Consider the following 14605-nt stretch of genomic DNA (forward strand, 5'->3'; position numbering starts at 1 on the left):
TATTTCTTCTACCGGCAAACATCCCCCTCAATATACAGGCCGCCACGGGCCACCGTTGACGCTGACTTCCGCCCCACTGACGGGCCCCTGAACAAGAACCTCACTCTCGCCGTAGATATCCTGACTCTCTACACGAGTATAGCCTGGCGCATCAGCATTTGGAATGCGCAGTACAACCCCCGGCCCATTGCCGTCACCAGCGGCATCCCGAGCGACCCCGTCCAGATCGGTGGTCCATGATGTGAATTCACTTCTGGTATCTCCACCATTATGAAGACCTGGATCAGCATGCCCACCCCAAGGCAAAGCTCTTCCGTTCAGCGCATCCTCATAACCGGGATGACCATACGGGACTCCACGATAAAGATAGGGCTCACCTTGACCAATTCCATCTTCGCATTTCAACCCCAATGGGTCTAACCAATAATTCGGGTTAGGCACATAGTTGTGAGGCCTGAGACCACCACGCAGCCCGAGCGGATCGGTGGTCGCATACCGCCCTGTGACAGGGTCGTAGTGGCGGTGGAAGTTGTAGTTGAATCCTGTTTCTGGGTCTGCGTACTGCCCTGGGAAGCGAAGCGGGGTGTAAGCCGCCGTGCGGGGTTGGTCTGTGGTCGCGCCCCACAACGTTGTTCGTTGGCGCCAGGTTACGGCGCCTTGGTCGTTGATCAGTTCTGTTGGGGTTCCGACGAGGTCGGTGACGATCGAGTGAAACTGTTCGTCGATCCAGCGTTGGGGAGCGTTGCGGAGGGCTGAGCGTTCGGCTTGTGTGACGGGGCGGAAGCTTCCGGGTTCGTAGTTCCAGACCGTGACTCGGGCGTCCGCCAGGCTGGGGCCGTTGGGGAGACCGTCGGTGTGGGCTTGTTCCGCTAGGACCGTTCCGTCCCAGATGAACTCGATCTGCTCCAGGACGCGGGAACCGTCGGGCGTGAGGCGCTGTTTGGCGACGCGGCGGCCCAGCGGGTCGTAGCGGTAGTGCCAGCGGGCGCCGTCCGGGGTGAGGACTTGGACCAGGCGGTCGTCGGCGTCCCAGACGTAGCGCCAGGTTTCCGGCTTGTGGGACAAGCGCTTTCGCTGGCGGAGCACCACGCGGCCTTGGGCGTCGTGCTCGTAGCGGACCTTGCCCGCTCGGCGGATCAGGGTACCGCTGTACTCGCGGTCGCCGAGTTCCTCGGCGTCATTGGTGGGCCAAGAGGCGTGGGCGAGGTTGCCTGCCGTGTCGTAGGCGTAGCGTTCCGTCCAGCCAGGTCCGGTGACCGCGGTGACGCGGCCTGCGCGGTCGAGGTCGAACGTGCGCGGGCCGGCGAGCTTGTCGTCGAGCCCAGTCAGGTATCCGTCGGCGCGGTAGGTGTACGAGCGCCTCTGGATCTGCTGGTCGGATGGGCCGGTGAGGGTTTGAGAGAGCAGCTGGTGGTTGGCGTTCCAGGCTTGGGCCAGGACAACATCGGGTCCCAGTTCTCGCTGAACCTCGTGACCTGCGCGGTCGTAGCCGAAGCGCAGGGTGCGTCCGGCGGTGTGCAGCGCGGTCGGCCGACCGTTCGGGTCGTAGTCCCACACGCTTTCCGCGCCGGAGGGTGTGCGGCGTCGGATCCTGCGGCCCAGCGGGTCGTACACCGAGGCGACAGTGCGGCCGTTGATGGTTTCTGCGAGGACCCGCCCGGCCGGGTCGCGGTGGAAGGTGACCTGGGTGTCGCTGTCCATCGCTTCGACCAGGCGGCCCAGCGGGTCGTAGGTGAAGGTCGACGTCATCGATCCGTTGCGACGTTCGATCACGTTGCCCAGCACGTCGCGGGCGAACGACGTGGTTTCGCCGGCGCCGTTGGTGCGCTCGATCAGCTGCCCGGCCGCGTCGTGCCGGTAGGTGACCGCACGGCCGTTGAAGTCGATCTCGCGCGCCAGGTTGCCCACGACGTCGTAGTCGTAGCGCCACACCAGGCCTTGTTCGTTGGTGACGCTGGTCAGGCGGAGTTCGGTGTCGTAGTCGAACTGCAGACGCGTCCCGTCCGGTCGGATCTCCGCCGACGGTAGGTCGAAGTGCGTGACCTCGGTGCGGGTCTCCTGCCCCAGGGCGTCGACGAACGTCCGGAGGTTGCCCTCGCCGTCGTACAACCAACGCACCGTTGCCCCGTCAGGCAGGGCTCGCCACGCCGGTTTGCCCTCGACGGTCCAGCCGAACCGCGTGGTGCCGCCCAGCGGATCGACCACCTCCACGACGCGGCCGAACCCATCCCGCACGTAACGGGTGGTATTGCCCATCGCATCAATCAGGACGACCGGCAAACCCGCCGCATCGGTCTCGACCCGACGCACGCTGCCCAACGCATCCATGAAGCTCGTCAGGTGGCCGTGCTCGTCATGGGCGTAGCGGGTGACCGCTCCGAGCGGGTCGACCGCCCGGGTGAGGTTCCCGCGCTCGTCGTACTCGCGCCGCGACACCGCTCCATCCGGGGCGATGATCGTGGTGGGAAGCCGGAGGTCGTTGTATTCGAACCGGGCTTGGCTGCCGTCCGGGCGCGTGATCGCGACCAGGTTGCGGTCATCGTCGTACTCGTAGCGAACCGCGCGGCCAAGCGGATCAGTCCGGGAGAGCAAGCGGTCGAACTCGTCCCACTCGGACAAAGTTTCGCCGCCCTGCGCATTGACCTCGCGGACCGTCTGACCAGCTTCGTTGAGGTGGTAGGTGGTGCGGGCGCCTTGGGAGTTGGTCCAGTAGGTGATCCGGTTCTCGCGGTCGTACTCCAGCGTGCCGCTGAAGAAACCACCGGACCCCTCCACCGCCACGGCCCGACCATGGCCGTCGTAGGTGTAGCGGTACCACTTGTCGTTGCGGTCGGTCCAACTCGTGATGCGCCCCGCCTGGTCATAGGTGAAGCGCAGCGGCAGACCGGAGGTGTTGATCACCTCGGTGAGCCGTTGATCCTCGTACACGTAACGCATCAACTGCACGTCGTCGCCGTTGTCCGCTGCGCAGAGGTACAACGCGGTCACCAGGCCGTCGCCGGATTCGACACGGATGCGGTAACCGCCGGAATGCCGCACCTCGACGGGCGTTCGGTCGGCATCGCGCTCGACGTCAATGCGGTGACCGTTGCGATCCGTGATCGCGATCAACGGCAGGATTTCGCCTGCAGAACCGAAGTGCAGCGTTCTGTCTTGCACCGTGTCGGTGATCGTGTAACTGCCGTCTTCGGATCTCGCCAATCTCCGTTGCGGTCCGGTCACCGCGACGGCAGACAAGCCCGGCACCGGTTGAGGAAAGAGAGACAGTGTGCCGTCGTCGGCGACGAAGCACACGTTCGTCTCGTCCACCTCCAACCGCTGATCCAACGTCGAAGTCCACGTTGGACCAAAGTGCTGTCCTGCCCGGAAAGACGAGATGTGCAGCCGCTTCAGCACCAAGGGCAGCACGCCCGCGAGTTCGACATCGGTCTGTGCGAGCACCATGCCACCGGTGGCGACGTCGATCGGATCGCCGGTCGTTGTTCTCTCGGAAGCCGGAACCCGGTGTTCTGGGGCATCTGGATGTTTCGTGAAGGTCTTGAGGACCTTGCCGACCCCACCGGTGACGATGCCCCCCAAGAACTCGCCGGTGAGCCTGCCCAGCCCCACTTCACCGCGCCCGTTGGCGAAATCGTCCCACGAGACCATCGCCTTGAGCGTTTCGACAGGATGGGTGACGGCGTGCGCCATCGCCGCCACCGTCGCCGCAGGGTCGGCGAACGCGTCGGCGATTCCCGTGAATGTGCCAGCGAAACCTTCCCAGATAGCCCCGTAGAAGTTCGCATCGATCTGCGCCTGGGAATCCTGGGGAGCTACCGCCGCCTCTTCCCTCAGCGCCGAAGCGGCACGATCGCCCGCTCCGATCAACTCCTGCCGAGCCAACCGCAGCATGTCCCGGGCGGCCTGCCGCCTTTCCTCGCCAGGATCGGCGAAAGGCGGTACCTCACCACCTTGGGCGTCCGCGACGGCTCGCTCGTGGTCCGCTTTCGCCTGACGGGTGGCAGCTTCCCCTTCTTCCCACAAGCGAACGGCCTCGGCAGCCTCGCCTTGGGCCCACCGCAGTACGCGCGCGTACTCCTCGAGTGCGGTAGCCCCAGCTTTCAGTGAATCCTCACCATCGAACCAGCGGGGAACATCCGTCTGGTGCTGCTCGTGCCAGAGGTCAGCGGCTTCACCGCTCCATCCGCCAGCATCGATTCGTTGCAGCGCTCGTCCGGTCTCAGACGCCTTGCTCGCTCGCTCCCGGATAAACTGCGCGTTCGACTCGATCCCGGCCGGGTCTCCGGGCACCAGCAGCGTTGGCTCAGTGGTCTGCCCCAACTCTAAAGTCATCGGGACATCCCCGGGATCGTCGTCGGCTGCACCACATCGATCCCCGGATCAACCGACAGCGCATCCGCACCAGCCTGATCAGCTTCCCGATACGCCTTGGCGGCTTCACCGAGCGAATAACTCATCCGGGTAGCGCGGTCGCACAACGCGTCCAAACCGACCGACCAACGGTCGCAGAACTCCGCCAAAGCCGCTTGCAGACCAGCGTGTCCGTACGACTCGCTATCGCCCGGTAACTCACTCAACTCCGAGTTGTCTTGCCCAGCAACGAGTTCATCCATGTTCTTCGCCGCTGTTTCCAACAACTCGATTTCGACGTGAAAGCCGTTGCCGTCCAAGCTCACCGCACCCCGCCCCTGAGGAGTCGTTCATTTCCTGTGAGAGGCTGCCTGCCGCGCCGACGCCGTACGCTTCCACTCCCGCTCAAGCGCGTAAAAATCGTCAACCCGCGGCAGCAACGGCAACCGATGCTCATCATCCGGATCCACCATCACGCCCACACCGGCCGGCACCAACTCCAAGAAGTCCGCACCCGGCATCGCCATGTAGTCGCACTCACCTGCACGAGCAGCAAGCCGCTCCGAACTTGAAAACGCCAACGTCCACCGGCCCCGGCGCCCCACATCAGTCACGAACACACCGGGCTTCTCCGGACGCTGAGCGAAAACCACCGCCTGCGCGAACGCCGCATAGAACGCCTTGAGAGGGCGCTGATCTGCACAGACTGCTCGTGCGACAACCGCCAAATCTGGTTCCCCATCCCCCACAGCAAGTACCACGCACGGGACCCTACCCACGAACATGGCGACGACGCCATCGGCCATTAGCGCCGTGATCGACACCACTACTCGTGACTCGCCGAACCAACGAGCCGCGGCGTACTGTCACGAAGGTATTGGCCCCATGGTCAGCCAAAAACCGCGCGGCCAAGTCCTGGTCAAACGCTCACGCCGGCACTTGGACCGCTCGTTATCGCCATGCCGAAGCGTCGCCCACTCAGCAAGGCGGGCCGAACCGAGGACCGCCAACTCATCGTCCTCGATCCGAACCACCATCGGCTGCTCGGCGCTGTGGGTGTCGAAGCAATTCCAGGGACGTCCGCGCTTACATGGGGTCGCCGTAGCACTGGGGAAGATCGGGCGAATATGCCGCTGAACTGCGGTGATCAGACTCGTTGGCCATTCGGGTAGTCCCGTGGCCGGGCTGAGCGGAGCCTTTTGCTACCAAGCCGAATCGCTCGTCGAGTGCAGCAGGAGCCCTTCACCGGCCAGTCAGCCGGTCCCCGTAGTACCGCTGGATTTCCCGTTCGGTACACGGACAGCCGGGGTCGTCGGCTTCGAGCGGTTGGCAGCAGGGCACGCCTTGTTTCCGCGGGATGATGCACAGGCGACAGCCGTCACACCTCGGTTTCCACGTCGAATTCGGCGTTCAACTCCACACCGTCGTCACCTCGCGCACGCACCCCAGGAGAGGGTGCACACGCCCCCGACAGCTTCCGGCCCGACCGGAAGCTGGTTCACCCGAGCCTGCAGTGCTGTTCCTGGCAGGTGGTAGCTCATACGCGGCATGTGCTTCGAGCGCTGGTGAACGAATTCCTTTCCGGGGACTAGGCGATCGGGGTCTTCGAGTAGATGGCTCCCGTCATCGCTTCGATGCTCAAGGTCTAGTGGAGGGTGTTCGTCGAGGTCGAAGTTGATGTAGCGGGACGCGTCGGGAACGACAAGTGCGCTGATCGCGGGCCAGTTCCCGGCGAACTCGGTGAGAACCATGCCCGTGTACACCGCTAGGGCGTCATCGAGCACGGGAACATCGACCTCGGCGACCTCATAGCCGGCGTCGGCGAGCGCACCGGCAGCGGCATCTACGGCGTTCACCGGGTTCAACACTCTCCACTCAGATACGCCTAGGACTCGGCTAGCGACTTGCACGGGATGACCTTCCGAGGCCATTACCAGGCACCGTCGGCTAACAGGCACCGCCGGACAGAACGGGCATCCTGCCGCCGGGCGGGTCGGACCAGCCATCACAGCCCGGCAGCGGCGAGCCCAGGGGTGCAAACACGGCCGAAAGCGCACGAAGCTCACCCGATCCGACCAATGACGCCGTTTCAGCCGCGGCCAGGCTGATGATCGTGCCCTTACCGCGGCGAGAGCACCACCCTGCCGTCGATCATCGCCGAGTCGTCGCCTGCCGATTCCGCTGATGAATCAGCGGGGCGTCGCGCCGCAGGTCAGCCCGTCAGGTCTCCGTCCCTCTCGTTGACCGCCGCGTAGTGGCTGAGCTTGTCCATGTCCACCGTGACACCGAGGCCCGGGCCCTCCGGGAGGCGGAGGCTCCCTTCGGTCAGGTTGAGGGGCTGGACGATGTCGTCGGCGTGCAGGTAGTACATGCTGTCGATCGCTCGGGACAGGACCGGCGTGCTGGCCACCACGGCGAGATGCGCCGCCGTGGCGATGCCGAGTTCACCGCCGGAGTGCAGGTTCATGCCGAGGCCGAACGTTTCGCAGTGCGCGGCGAGCGCCTTGGTCGCCGAGATGCCGCCCCACTTGTAGACGTCGCCGTGGATGACGTCCACCGCGTTCAGCCGCACGGCGGGGGCGAATTCCTCGAACCGGACGACGCACATGTTGGTGCACAACGGGATTCGCACCTTCGCGCGCACCTGGCTCATGCCCTCGATGCCCGTGCAGGGGTCTTCGAGGTATTCCAGGTCGAGCTCTTCGAGTGCGATCCCGGCGCGGATCGAGTCCGGCACGGACCAGGCCGCGTTCGGGTCCACCCGCAGGTTCACCCCCGGCAGGGCCGCGCGCAGGGCGCGCATGATCGCCACGTCGCCCTCTACATCGGTGGTGCCCTTGAGCTTGACGGCGCTGAAACCGCCCTCGGCCACGATCTTCGCCGCGTGCTCCGCGAGCGCGCGCGGGAGGTCCTGCGCCCCACCGGCATCGGCCCGGGTGATCAGCGCCGTGATGGGGACCTCCTCGCGCACCGCGCCACCGAGCAGGTCGGTGACCGCTTGACCGGTGGCCTTGCCCATCGCGTCCCAGCAGGCGACGTCGATCGCGGCGATCGCCGCGTACCCCAGGTAGCCGTGGAAGAACGGCACCATGTGCTGCTTGCGGTGGAAGGCCTCCAGCGCGAACGGGCTGGTGCCGATGAGCCCGTCGGCCATCGTCGCGATGATCGCCGCGACCGGGCGGCCCCACATGGTCTCGCCCCAGCCTTCGATCCCGGAGTCGGTGCGTATGCGCACCACCGTGCGGGTCTCGCCCGTCTTGGTCTCGAAGGAACTGGTGAACGGGCTGGTCAACGGGAGGTTCACGACCCACACGTCGACATCGGTGATCTTCAAGGTGCTGCCTCGCTCAGCTCGTCGCCGCGTCGAACGCGCGGATCGCCTCGGCCAGTCCCCTGGCCCGGTTGGTCATCAGCTGCCGGCCGCGGTCGGCGTCGGCCCCAGATGCGTCGTCGGTGGATCCGCCGACCCTGGCCCACTCCCCGTGCCGCTCGACGGTCAGGCCCGGGTGCGGCGGCCGGTGGAACAGCGGCGGTGGATCGACCCGTTCCCGCGCCGGGATCGGGGTGCGGACCAGCTCCGACCGGGCCGCCAGCATCAGGGAGGTCTCGAACCAGCCCGCGTGGCCGGGCGACGCCTCAGGTCCGTCGTCGTCGCCGGGGGTCACGGACCAGTAGGAGCAGGCGGCCAGCGACACATCGGCCCGCAGCGCGAACTGCTTGACCGCGAGCCGCATCACCTCCTCGTTGCCGCCGTGCCCGTTGACGATCATGATCCGGCGGAATCCGCTGGTGACCAACGAATCCAGCACGTCGGCCAGCACCGCGCCGAGGGTTTGCGCGGACAGCGAGACGGCGGCGGCGAAGAGGTGGTGCGGGCTGTGCCCGAACGGCAGGTGCGGCAGTCGCACCACCGTCGGCCCGTCGTCGCCGAGCAGCTCAGCCGCGCCGTCGATCGCTGCGTTGACGAGCATCGTGTCCGTGCCCATTGGCAGGTGTTCGGCATGCTGCTCTTGCGAGCCGATGGGCAGCAGGGCGATCCCCGTCGCGCCCGCTTCGCGCACCTCGCGCCAGGTCAACTCCGTCAGTTCCAACACTGCTATCCCTCCGGATCAATGCCGTGGCAGAGTCTGGTCATGGAAAACGCCCGTCCCGCATTGCGGCTGGTGACCGAACCGTCGGCGGCATCGGCACCCCGGACGCTGGGCGCCGTGGAGCTCGTGCCCGGCCGGGTGCGCGCGGCGCTGCTGGACGTCTCCGGCACCGTGCTTCAGCGCGCGGAAGCGCCGTACTCCCCGACGGCCGACCGGGGCGAGATCGACGCCGCGCTCGGAAGCGCCGTCGAGGCCTGCTTCCGCGGCACCCGGCCGCTGGGCGTGGGCGTGGCCGCGGCCGGGCTCGTCGACCCGGACCGCGGAACGATCATCGAGGTCAACGACGTGCCCGCGCTCCACGGCTATCCGGTCACCGATGTCGTGGGCGGCCTCGTCGGTGTTCCCGTGCACGTCGAGCACCGCGCCCGCCTGCAGGTGCTCGGTGACCGGTGGTTCGGCCCGGGCCGGGGCAGGAAGGCGTTCGCGTCGGTGTCGACCGGGGACGTGCTCGGCGTCGGATTGTTGTACGACGGCCAGGTGGTCGCCCCGTCCGGTGGTCGCAGCGGGGCGCACATGACGGTCGCCGCGAGCGGCGAGCAGTGCACCTGCGGCGCGCACGGCTGCTGGAAGACCGTGGCCACCACGCGGTGGCTGCGCGCCCGAGCGGCCTCCGCCGGGCTCGGGGACGCCGGGACGCTGCATTCGTTGGCGCAGAGCGCGGATCCGACGGCCACCGCTCTGATCGACGAGTACGCGGCGAACCTCGCGCTCGGGTTGGTCAACATCCAGCAGCTGTTCGCCCCGGGCCTGTTCGTCCTGCACGGCGAAGCGCGGCAGGGCGGCGAGCGGTTCCGGGAGCGGATCGAGCAGCGCCTGCGGGTGGACTCGACGTGGACGACCGGGGAACGCCCGCAGGTCCTCGTGAGCGAGACCTCCGACGACGAGGTCGCCCTGCTCGGCGGCGCGGGCCTGGTGCTGTCGCACGGCTAGCGCCGCACCGCGGGTCGCGGACTGGTTTTCCGGCGGCTTCGCGCGAAATCGCCGCTCGGCACGCGTAGAGAACGGCGGTTTCGCGCGAAATCGCCCACCTCCCGGAGATTCGGTATCGCGGTCGAGGTTCAAGCGCTGGTCTCCTCCGCTCGGCGCGTCGCACGCCTGCGCCGGGCCAGCCGCGGATCCGGATGCGGCACGGCGTCGAGCAGTTCGCGGGTGTAGGAGTGCTGCGGCGACCGGAACAGCGACTCCGCCTCGCCCACCTCGACGATCCGGCCGTGGCGCATCACCGCCACCCGGTCGGCGACCTGGCGGACCACGGCGAGGTTGTGCGACACGAACACGTAGGTCAGGTGCAGCCGATCCTGCAGGTCCGCGAGCAGGTCGAGGACCTGGGCCTGCACCGACACGTCGAGCGCGCTCGTCGGTTCGTCGAGCACCACCACGCGCGGCTCCAACGCGAGAGCGCGGGCAATGGAGATCCGTTGCCGCTGGCCGCCGGAGAACTCGTGCGGGTACCGGTCCTGGACGTCCCGGGCCAGGCCGACCGCTTCGAGCAGGTCGCCGACGCGTTCCCGCCGCCGCGCCCACCCCTTCCGCCCGCGGGCCTCGGGATCGTGGGTGACCAGCGGCTCGGCCACGATCTCGGTCACCCGCATGCGCGGGTTCATGCTCGAGTACGGGTCCTGCAAGACCACCTGCATCTGCCGTCGGACGTCGCGCAGTCGCGCGGGGGTCAGCTCGGCGAGGTCCTGCCCGTCGAAGTGCACGCTGCCCGCGGTCGGTTCGGCCAGGCGCAGCAGCAGGCGGATGAGCGTGGTCTTGCCCGACCCGGATTCGCCGACCAGCGCGAAGGTTTCGCCTTCGGCCACCGACAGCGAGACGCCGTCGACGGCGACGACGCCACCGGCGAACTCCTTGCGGATCCCCTCCAATTCCAGCAATGTCATGCCAGCTCCAATCGCGGGGTGGCCCGCAGCAGCTGCCGCGTGTAATCCTCCGCCGGGTTGTCGAAGACGTCCTCCACGTCCCCGGTCTCCACCACGGCGCCGCGGTTCATCACCACGACGCGGTCGGCGACCTCGGCGACCACCCCGAGGTCGTGGGTGATCATCAGGACGGCCATGCCGTGGCGCTCCTGCAGGTCGAGCAGGAGGTCGAGGATCTGACGCTGCACGGTGACGTCCAGCGCCGTCGTCGGCTCGTCGGCGATGAGCAGCCGCGGACGGCCCACCAGCGCCATCGCGATCACCACGCGCTGCCGGAGGCCGCCGGAGAGCTCATGCGGGTACTGCCGCGCACGGCGTTCCGGGTCCGGGATGCCGACCTCTTCCAGTGCGCGGATGGCCGCCCGCCGGGACTCGCCGCGCGCGGTGCCCTGGTGCCGCCGGAGGACCTCGGCGACCTGCTCACCGACCCGCTTGAGCGGGTTGAGGCTGGTCATCGGGTCCTGGAACACCATGGCGACGTCGTTGCCCCGGATGCGCCGCATGTCGCGTTCGGACAGCGCGAGCACGTCGCGGCCGTCGAGCAGGACCTCGCCGCCGGTGTAGACGCACGGCGGAACCGGGTTGAGGCGCAGCACCGACGAGGCGGTCACGCTCTTGCCGCTGCCGGATTCCCCGACCATGGCGAGGGTTTCGCCCGCGTCCAGCCGCAGGCTCACGTCGCGGACGGCGGCGACCGTCTCGCTCGCCAGCGCGAAGTCGACGCAGAGGTTGTTGATCTCCAGGAGAGCGTTCATCGGCGGTACGCCTTCGGATCCGCGACGTCGCGCAGGGCGTCGCCGGTGACGTTGATGGAAAGGGAGGTGAGCATCAGGGCGAGCCCGGGGAAAACCGCGACCCACCAGGACGTGCCCAGGTACAGCTGACCGTCGGAGAGCATCGCGCCCCAGGTGACGATCTCCTTCGGCACGCCGAGCCCGAGGTAGCTCAGCGACGACTCGGCGACCACCGCTGCGGCGACGTGCAAGGTGCCGATCGTGGCCAGCGGCGCCATCACGTTGGGCAGCAAGTGCCTTCGCATGATCGTGAGATCGCGGACGCCGATGGCGCGCGCCTCTGTGATGAATTCGCGCGTCCGCAGCGAAAGCACCTCCGACCGGACGACGCGGGCGTAGGCGACCCAGCCGGTGAAGCCGAGAACGAGGATCACGTACCACAGCCCGGAACCGAGGAACCCGACGATGGCCAGCGCCAGCAGGATCGACGGGAACGCCAACTGGACGTCGGCCACCCGCATCAGCACCCGGTCCAGCCACCCGCCGCGGAAGCCGGCGACGAGCCCGGCCGCCGCCCCGATTACCCCGGCCAGCAGCGCGGCGCTCGCGCCGACCAGCAGCGAGACGCGCGAGCCGTAGATCACCCGCGACAGCACGTCGCGGCCGAGCTGATCGGTGCCGAGCAGGTGCGCGCCGTCTCCTCCGGTCAGCCACGCCGGCGGCCGGAGGCGGACCAGCAGGTCTTGTGCGTTGGGATCGTGCGGGGCGATCAGCGGCGCCAGCAGCGCGGCGGCGACGATGAGCGCCAGCACGCCGAGCGCAGCGGCGGCGAGCCGGTTGCGCAGCAGGGATCGTGCCATCACGAATCCCGTGGCGCGCTTGGACGTTTGCACGGTGGTAGCTGTCATCGGCTTGTCCGCACTCTCGGGTCCAGCAGGCTGTATGAGAGGTCGACCAAGAGGTTGACCAGCACGAAGGTGGCGGCGAAGAACAGCACGGTGGCCTGCACCAGCGGGAAGTCCCGGTTGGCGATGGCCTCGACCGTGAGCCGCCCGATTCCGGGCCAGGAGAACACCTGCTCGGTCAGGATCGCGCCGCCCAGCAGGCTGCCCACTTCCAGGCCGATCACCGTCACGACCGGCAGGGACGCGTTGCGCAGCCCGTGGGAGAACACCACACCCACCGGCCCGAGCCCCTTGGCCCGCGCGGTCCGGATGAAATCGGAGCCGAGCACCTCGATCAGCGAGGAGCGCAGCAGCCGGGCGACGACCGCCACCGAGTAGACCGCGAGCGTGATCGCGGGCAGCACCAGGTGGGCGAACGAGCCGTACCCCGACGCCGGCAGCACCTGCAGCTGGACGGCGAAGACCAGGACCAGCAGGATGCCCACCCAGAACGGCGGCGTCGACTGTCCGATCAGGACACTCGCCATGACGCCCGTGTCGCTCGCCTTGCCGCGCCGCAGCGCGGCGATGATCCCGGCCGGAATGGCCAGTAGCAGTGTCACCGCGAGCGCTCCGGCGGCGAGTTCCAGCGTCGCGGGCAGCCGCTCGAAGAGCACCTCGCGGACCGGCTGGTCGTAGAACAGCGACGTGCCGAAGTCCAATCGCGGCAGCCCCCGCAGGAAGTCGAGGTACTGCGTCAGCAGCGGCCGGTCCAGGCCGAGACTGGTGCGCAGCGTGGCCTCCTGCTCGGCGGTGGCGTCCGGCGGCAGCAGTGTCTTGACCGGGTCGCCGGAGAGCCGGACCAGGAAGAACGACACGGTCGCGGCGCCCCACAGTACCCCCAAAGCGGTGCCGAGGCGGGCCGCCGCCGCCCGCAGCGGACTTCTGTGGCGACGCCTGATGGCGAGCTCAGACATCGGTGACCTCCGCGCTATCCATGCGCAGCGAGCCGACCGTGCCCGGTGTCCATCGTGGACGCTTGTTGCGCGCGTAGATGTTGTCCAGCTGGTAGAGGGGCACGAACGGCGCTTCGCGCTTGATCAGCCGTTGCAGCTCGCTGAAGGCGCGCTGGCGATCGGCGGGATCCACGGACAACTCCTCAGCGTCGATCAGCCGGTCGGCCTCGGCCGAGGTCCACCTGCTCTGCCGGCGGTCGCTGCGCACGATCGACTGGAGCATGCTGGAGCCGTCCATCGTCCAGACCGTGCTCGCCGACAGGTACATCGGGCCGAGGGCGCGCCGGTTCTGCGAGGTCCGCAGGGCGGTGTAGGTGCCGGGGTCGTGCAGCTGCACCCGGGCCCGGATGCCCGCTCGGGCCAGCAGCCCGGATATCGCCTCGGCGATGTTGGCGTCGGCGTTGGACGCGGCGAGCGTCGTGTCGATGCCATCGGGGTGCCCGGCATCGGCGAGCAGGCGGCGGGCCAGGCCGACGTCGCGTGCGAAGGGCTCGACGGTCGCATCGAACCCGAAGGCTCCATCGGGGATCATGGCCGGGACCGCGCGGCCTTTGCCGTCCAGGACGGCTTCGATCAGCTGCGGCACGTCGATGGCGTGGTTGAGCGCCTGCCGGACCCTGCGGTCCCGCAACTGCGCGTCTTCGGTGTCGAGCGACAGGTACGACGTGCGGATCCCCGGATTGCTGTCGATCACCACCCCGGGGTAGCCGGCCAACTGCTGCGCGGCGTCCGGGGTGAGCCCGGCGACCAGGTCCACCTCGTTGCTCTGCAGCGCGGCCAACGACGACGCCGGGTTGGGGACGGGCCGGAAGACCAGCTCCGCCAGGCTCGGCGGGCCGTTCCAATGGCTCGGGTTGGCGCGCATGCGCAGCTCGTGGTCTCGCCGCCAGGTGGCGAAGCGGAAGGGGCCGGTGCCGATGGGCGCTCGGGCGAACTCCTCGGCCCCGACGTGGTTCAGGTAGGCGGGCGGGACGACGACGCCGCCGAACAGCGAGAGCTTCGCGGGCAGGATCGGATCATGCTGGGTGGTGTGGAGGTCGACGGTCAGCGGGTCGACGACCGAAGCCCCTTCCACGTAGCGCAATTCGACGATCGGCGAGCGCGTCCCCGGGTCGAGCACCCGCTCGATGCTGTACTTCACGGCGGCGGCGTCGCACGGCTCGCCGTTCTGGAAGGTCACGCCGGGGCGCAGGTGGAACCGCCACGTCAAGTGGTCCGTCGCCGCCCACGACAGCGCGAGGCCGGGTGCGAGCCGGTTGTCCGCCCCGCGGGTCGTGAGGGTGTCGAACATGTTGATCAGGATGTTCATGGACACCATGTCGCCCTGCTTTTGCGGGTCCAGCGTCGTGGTGTCCTCCGCTTGCGCCACGCGCAGGACGTTGCCGCCCCCGCCCGTGGCGGTTGCGCACCCCGCGAGCAGCGCCGGGACCGCCAGGGCCGACGCGGCCCGGCCGCCGAGGCGCAACGCGTCGCGGCGCGACAGAGGCCGTCCGGGCACGGGCCACCCCGAAAGGAATCGTTCCATTGAATCGAACCTTCGTTCCGTCA

12 protein-coding genes are annotated in these 14605 nt (G+C 68.1%); 1 reads left to right on the top strand and 11 read right to left on the bottom strand.

All coding sequences use genetic code 11. The annotated features are described in order from the left end of the window. Positions 1-27 precede the first annotated feature (27 nt). The 6 genes from ACWEV3_RS17990 to ACWEV3_RS18015 form a co-directional block, all read right to left on the bottom strand. Positions 28-4332 (bottom strand): putative T7SS-secreted protein, encoded by a 4305-nt coding sequence (locus tag ACWEV3_RS17990; protein WP_452614948.1) that lies wholly within the window; start codon positions 4330-4332, stop codon positions 28-30. After that, positions 4329-4670: a hypothetical protein gene (locus tag ACWEV3_RS17995; protein WP_452614949.1), complete on the bottom strand. Its 342-nt coding sequence runs from the start codon at positions 4668-4670 to the stop codon at positions 4329-4331. Before ACWEV3_RS17995 ends, ACWEV3_RS17990 begins: the two co-directional genes overlap by 4 nt. Positions 4671-4700: 30 nt before the next feature. Continuing rightward, a complete protein-coding gene (locus ACWEV3_RS18000) occupies positions 4701-5174 on the bottom strand; it encodes an SseB family protein (protein ID WP_452614950.1) in 474 nt (157 codons plus the stop codon). A gap of 603 nt (positions 5175-5777) precedes the next feature. Further along, positions 5778-6215 carry a hypothetical protein gene (locus ACWEV3_RS18005; RefSeq protein ID WP_452614951.1) on the bottom strand — a complete coding sequence of 146 codons (438 nt, stop codon included), beginning with the start codon at positions 6213-6215 and terminating at the stop codon, positions 5778-5780. Positions 6216-6562: 347 nt separating this feature from the next. Further along, positions 6563-7684 carry a mandelate racemase/muconate lactonizing enzyme family protein gene (locus ACWEV3_RS18010; protein WP_452614952.1) on the bottom strand — a complete coding sequence of 374 codons (1122 nt, stop codon included), beginning with the start codon at positions 7682-7684 and terminating at the stop codon, positions 6563-6565. Between the two features lie 13 nt (positions 7685-7697). Continuing rightward, positions 7698-8444, bottom strand: a complete 747-nt coding sequence (locus ACWEV3_RS18015) for a creatininase family protein (RefSeq protein WP_452614953.1) — start codon at positions 8442-8444, stop codon at positions 7698-7700. A gap of 39 nt (positions 8445-8483) precedes the next feature. Here ACWEV3_RS18015 and ACWEV3_RS18020 point away from each other — a divergent pair, with 39 nt between their 5' ends. Further along, positions 8484-9431: an ROK family protein gene (locus ACWEV3_RS18020; RefSeq protein WP_452614954.1), complete on the top strand. Its 948-nt coding sequence runs from the start codon at positions 8484-8486 to the stop codon at positions 9429-9431. A 128-nt stretch (positions 9432-9559) separates the two neighbouring features. Here the strand turns inward: ACWEV3_RS18020 and ACWEV3_RS18025 are convergent, their stop codons facing one another. From ACWEV3_RS18025 to ACWEV3_RS18045, 5 genes are read right to left on the bottom strand one after another with little or no spacing between them, the layout of a single operon-like run. Continuing rightward, positions 9560-10384, bottom strand: coding sequence for an ATP-binding cassette domain-containing protein (locus tag ACWEV3_RS18025; RefSeq protein ID WP_452614955.1), 825 nt, complete (start codon positions 10382-10384; stop codon positions 9560-9562). After that, a complete protein-coding gene (locus tag ACWEV3_RS18030; protein WP_452614956.1) occupies positions 10381-11178 on the bottom strand; it encodes an ATP-binding cassette domain-containing protein in 798 nt (265 codons plus the stop codon). Before ACWEV3_RS18030 ends, ACWEV3_RS18025 begins: the two co-directional genes overlap by 4 nt. Then, a complete protein-coding gene (locus tag ACWEV3_RS18035) occupies positions 11175-12017 on the bottom strand; it encodes an ABC transporter permease (RefSeq protein ID WP_452614957.1) in 843 nt (280 codons plus the stop codon). The genes ACWEV3_RS18030 and ACWEV3_RS18035 overlap by 4 nt, the downstream gene beginning before the upstream one ends. Positions 12018-12061: 44 nt before the next feature. After that, positions 12062-13018, bottom strand: a complete 957-nt coding sequence (locus ACWEV3_RS18040) for an ABC transporter permease (protein ID WP_452614958.1) — start codon at positions 13016-13018, stop codon at positions 12062-12064. Beyond that, positions 13011-14555, bottom strand: coding sequence for an ABC transporter substrate-binding protein (locus ACWEV3_RS18045; protein WP_452614959.1), 1545 nt, complete (start codon positions 14553-14555; stop codon positions 13011-13013). The genes ACWEV3_RS18040 and ACWEV3_RS18045 overlap by 8 nt, the downstream gene beginning before the upstream one ends. Positions 14556-14605: the final 50 nt, after the last annotated feature.

This window comes from Saccharopolyspora sp. NPDC003752, from assembly GCF_053605825.1.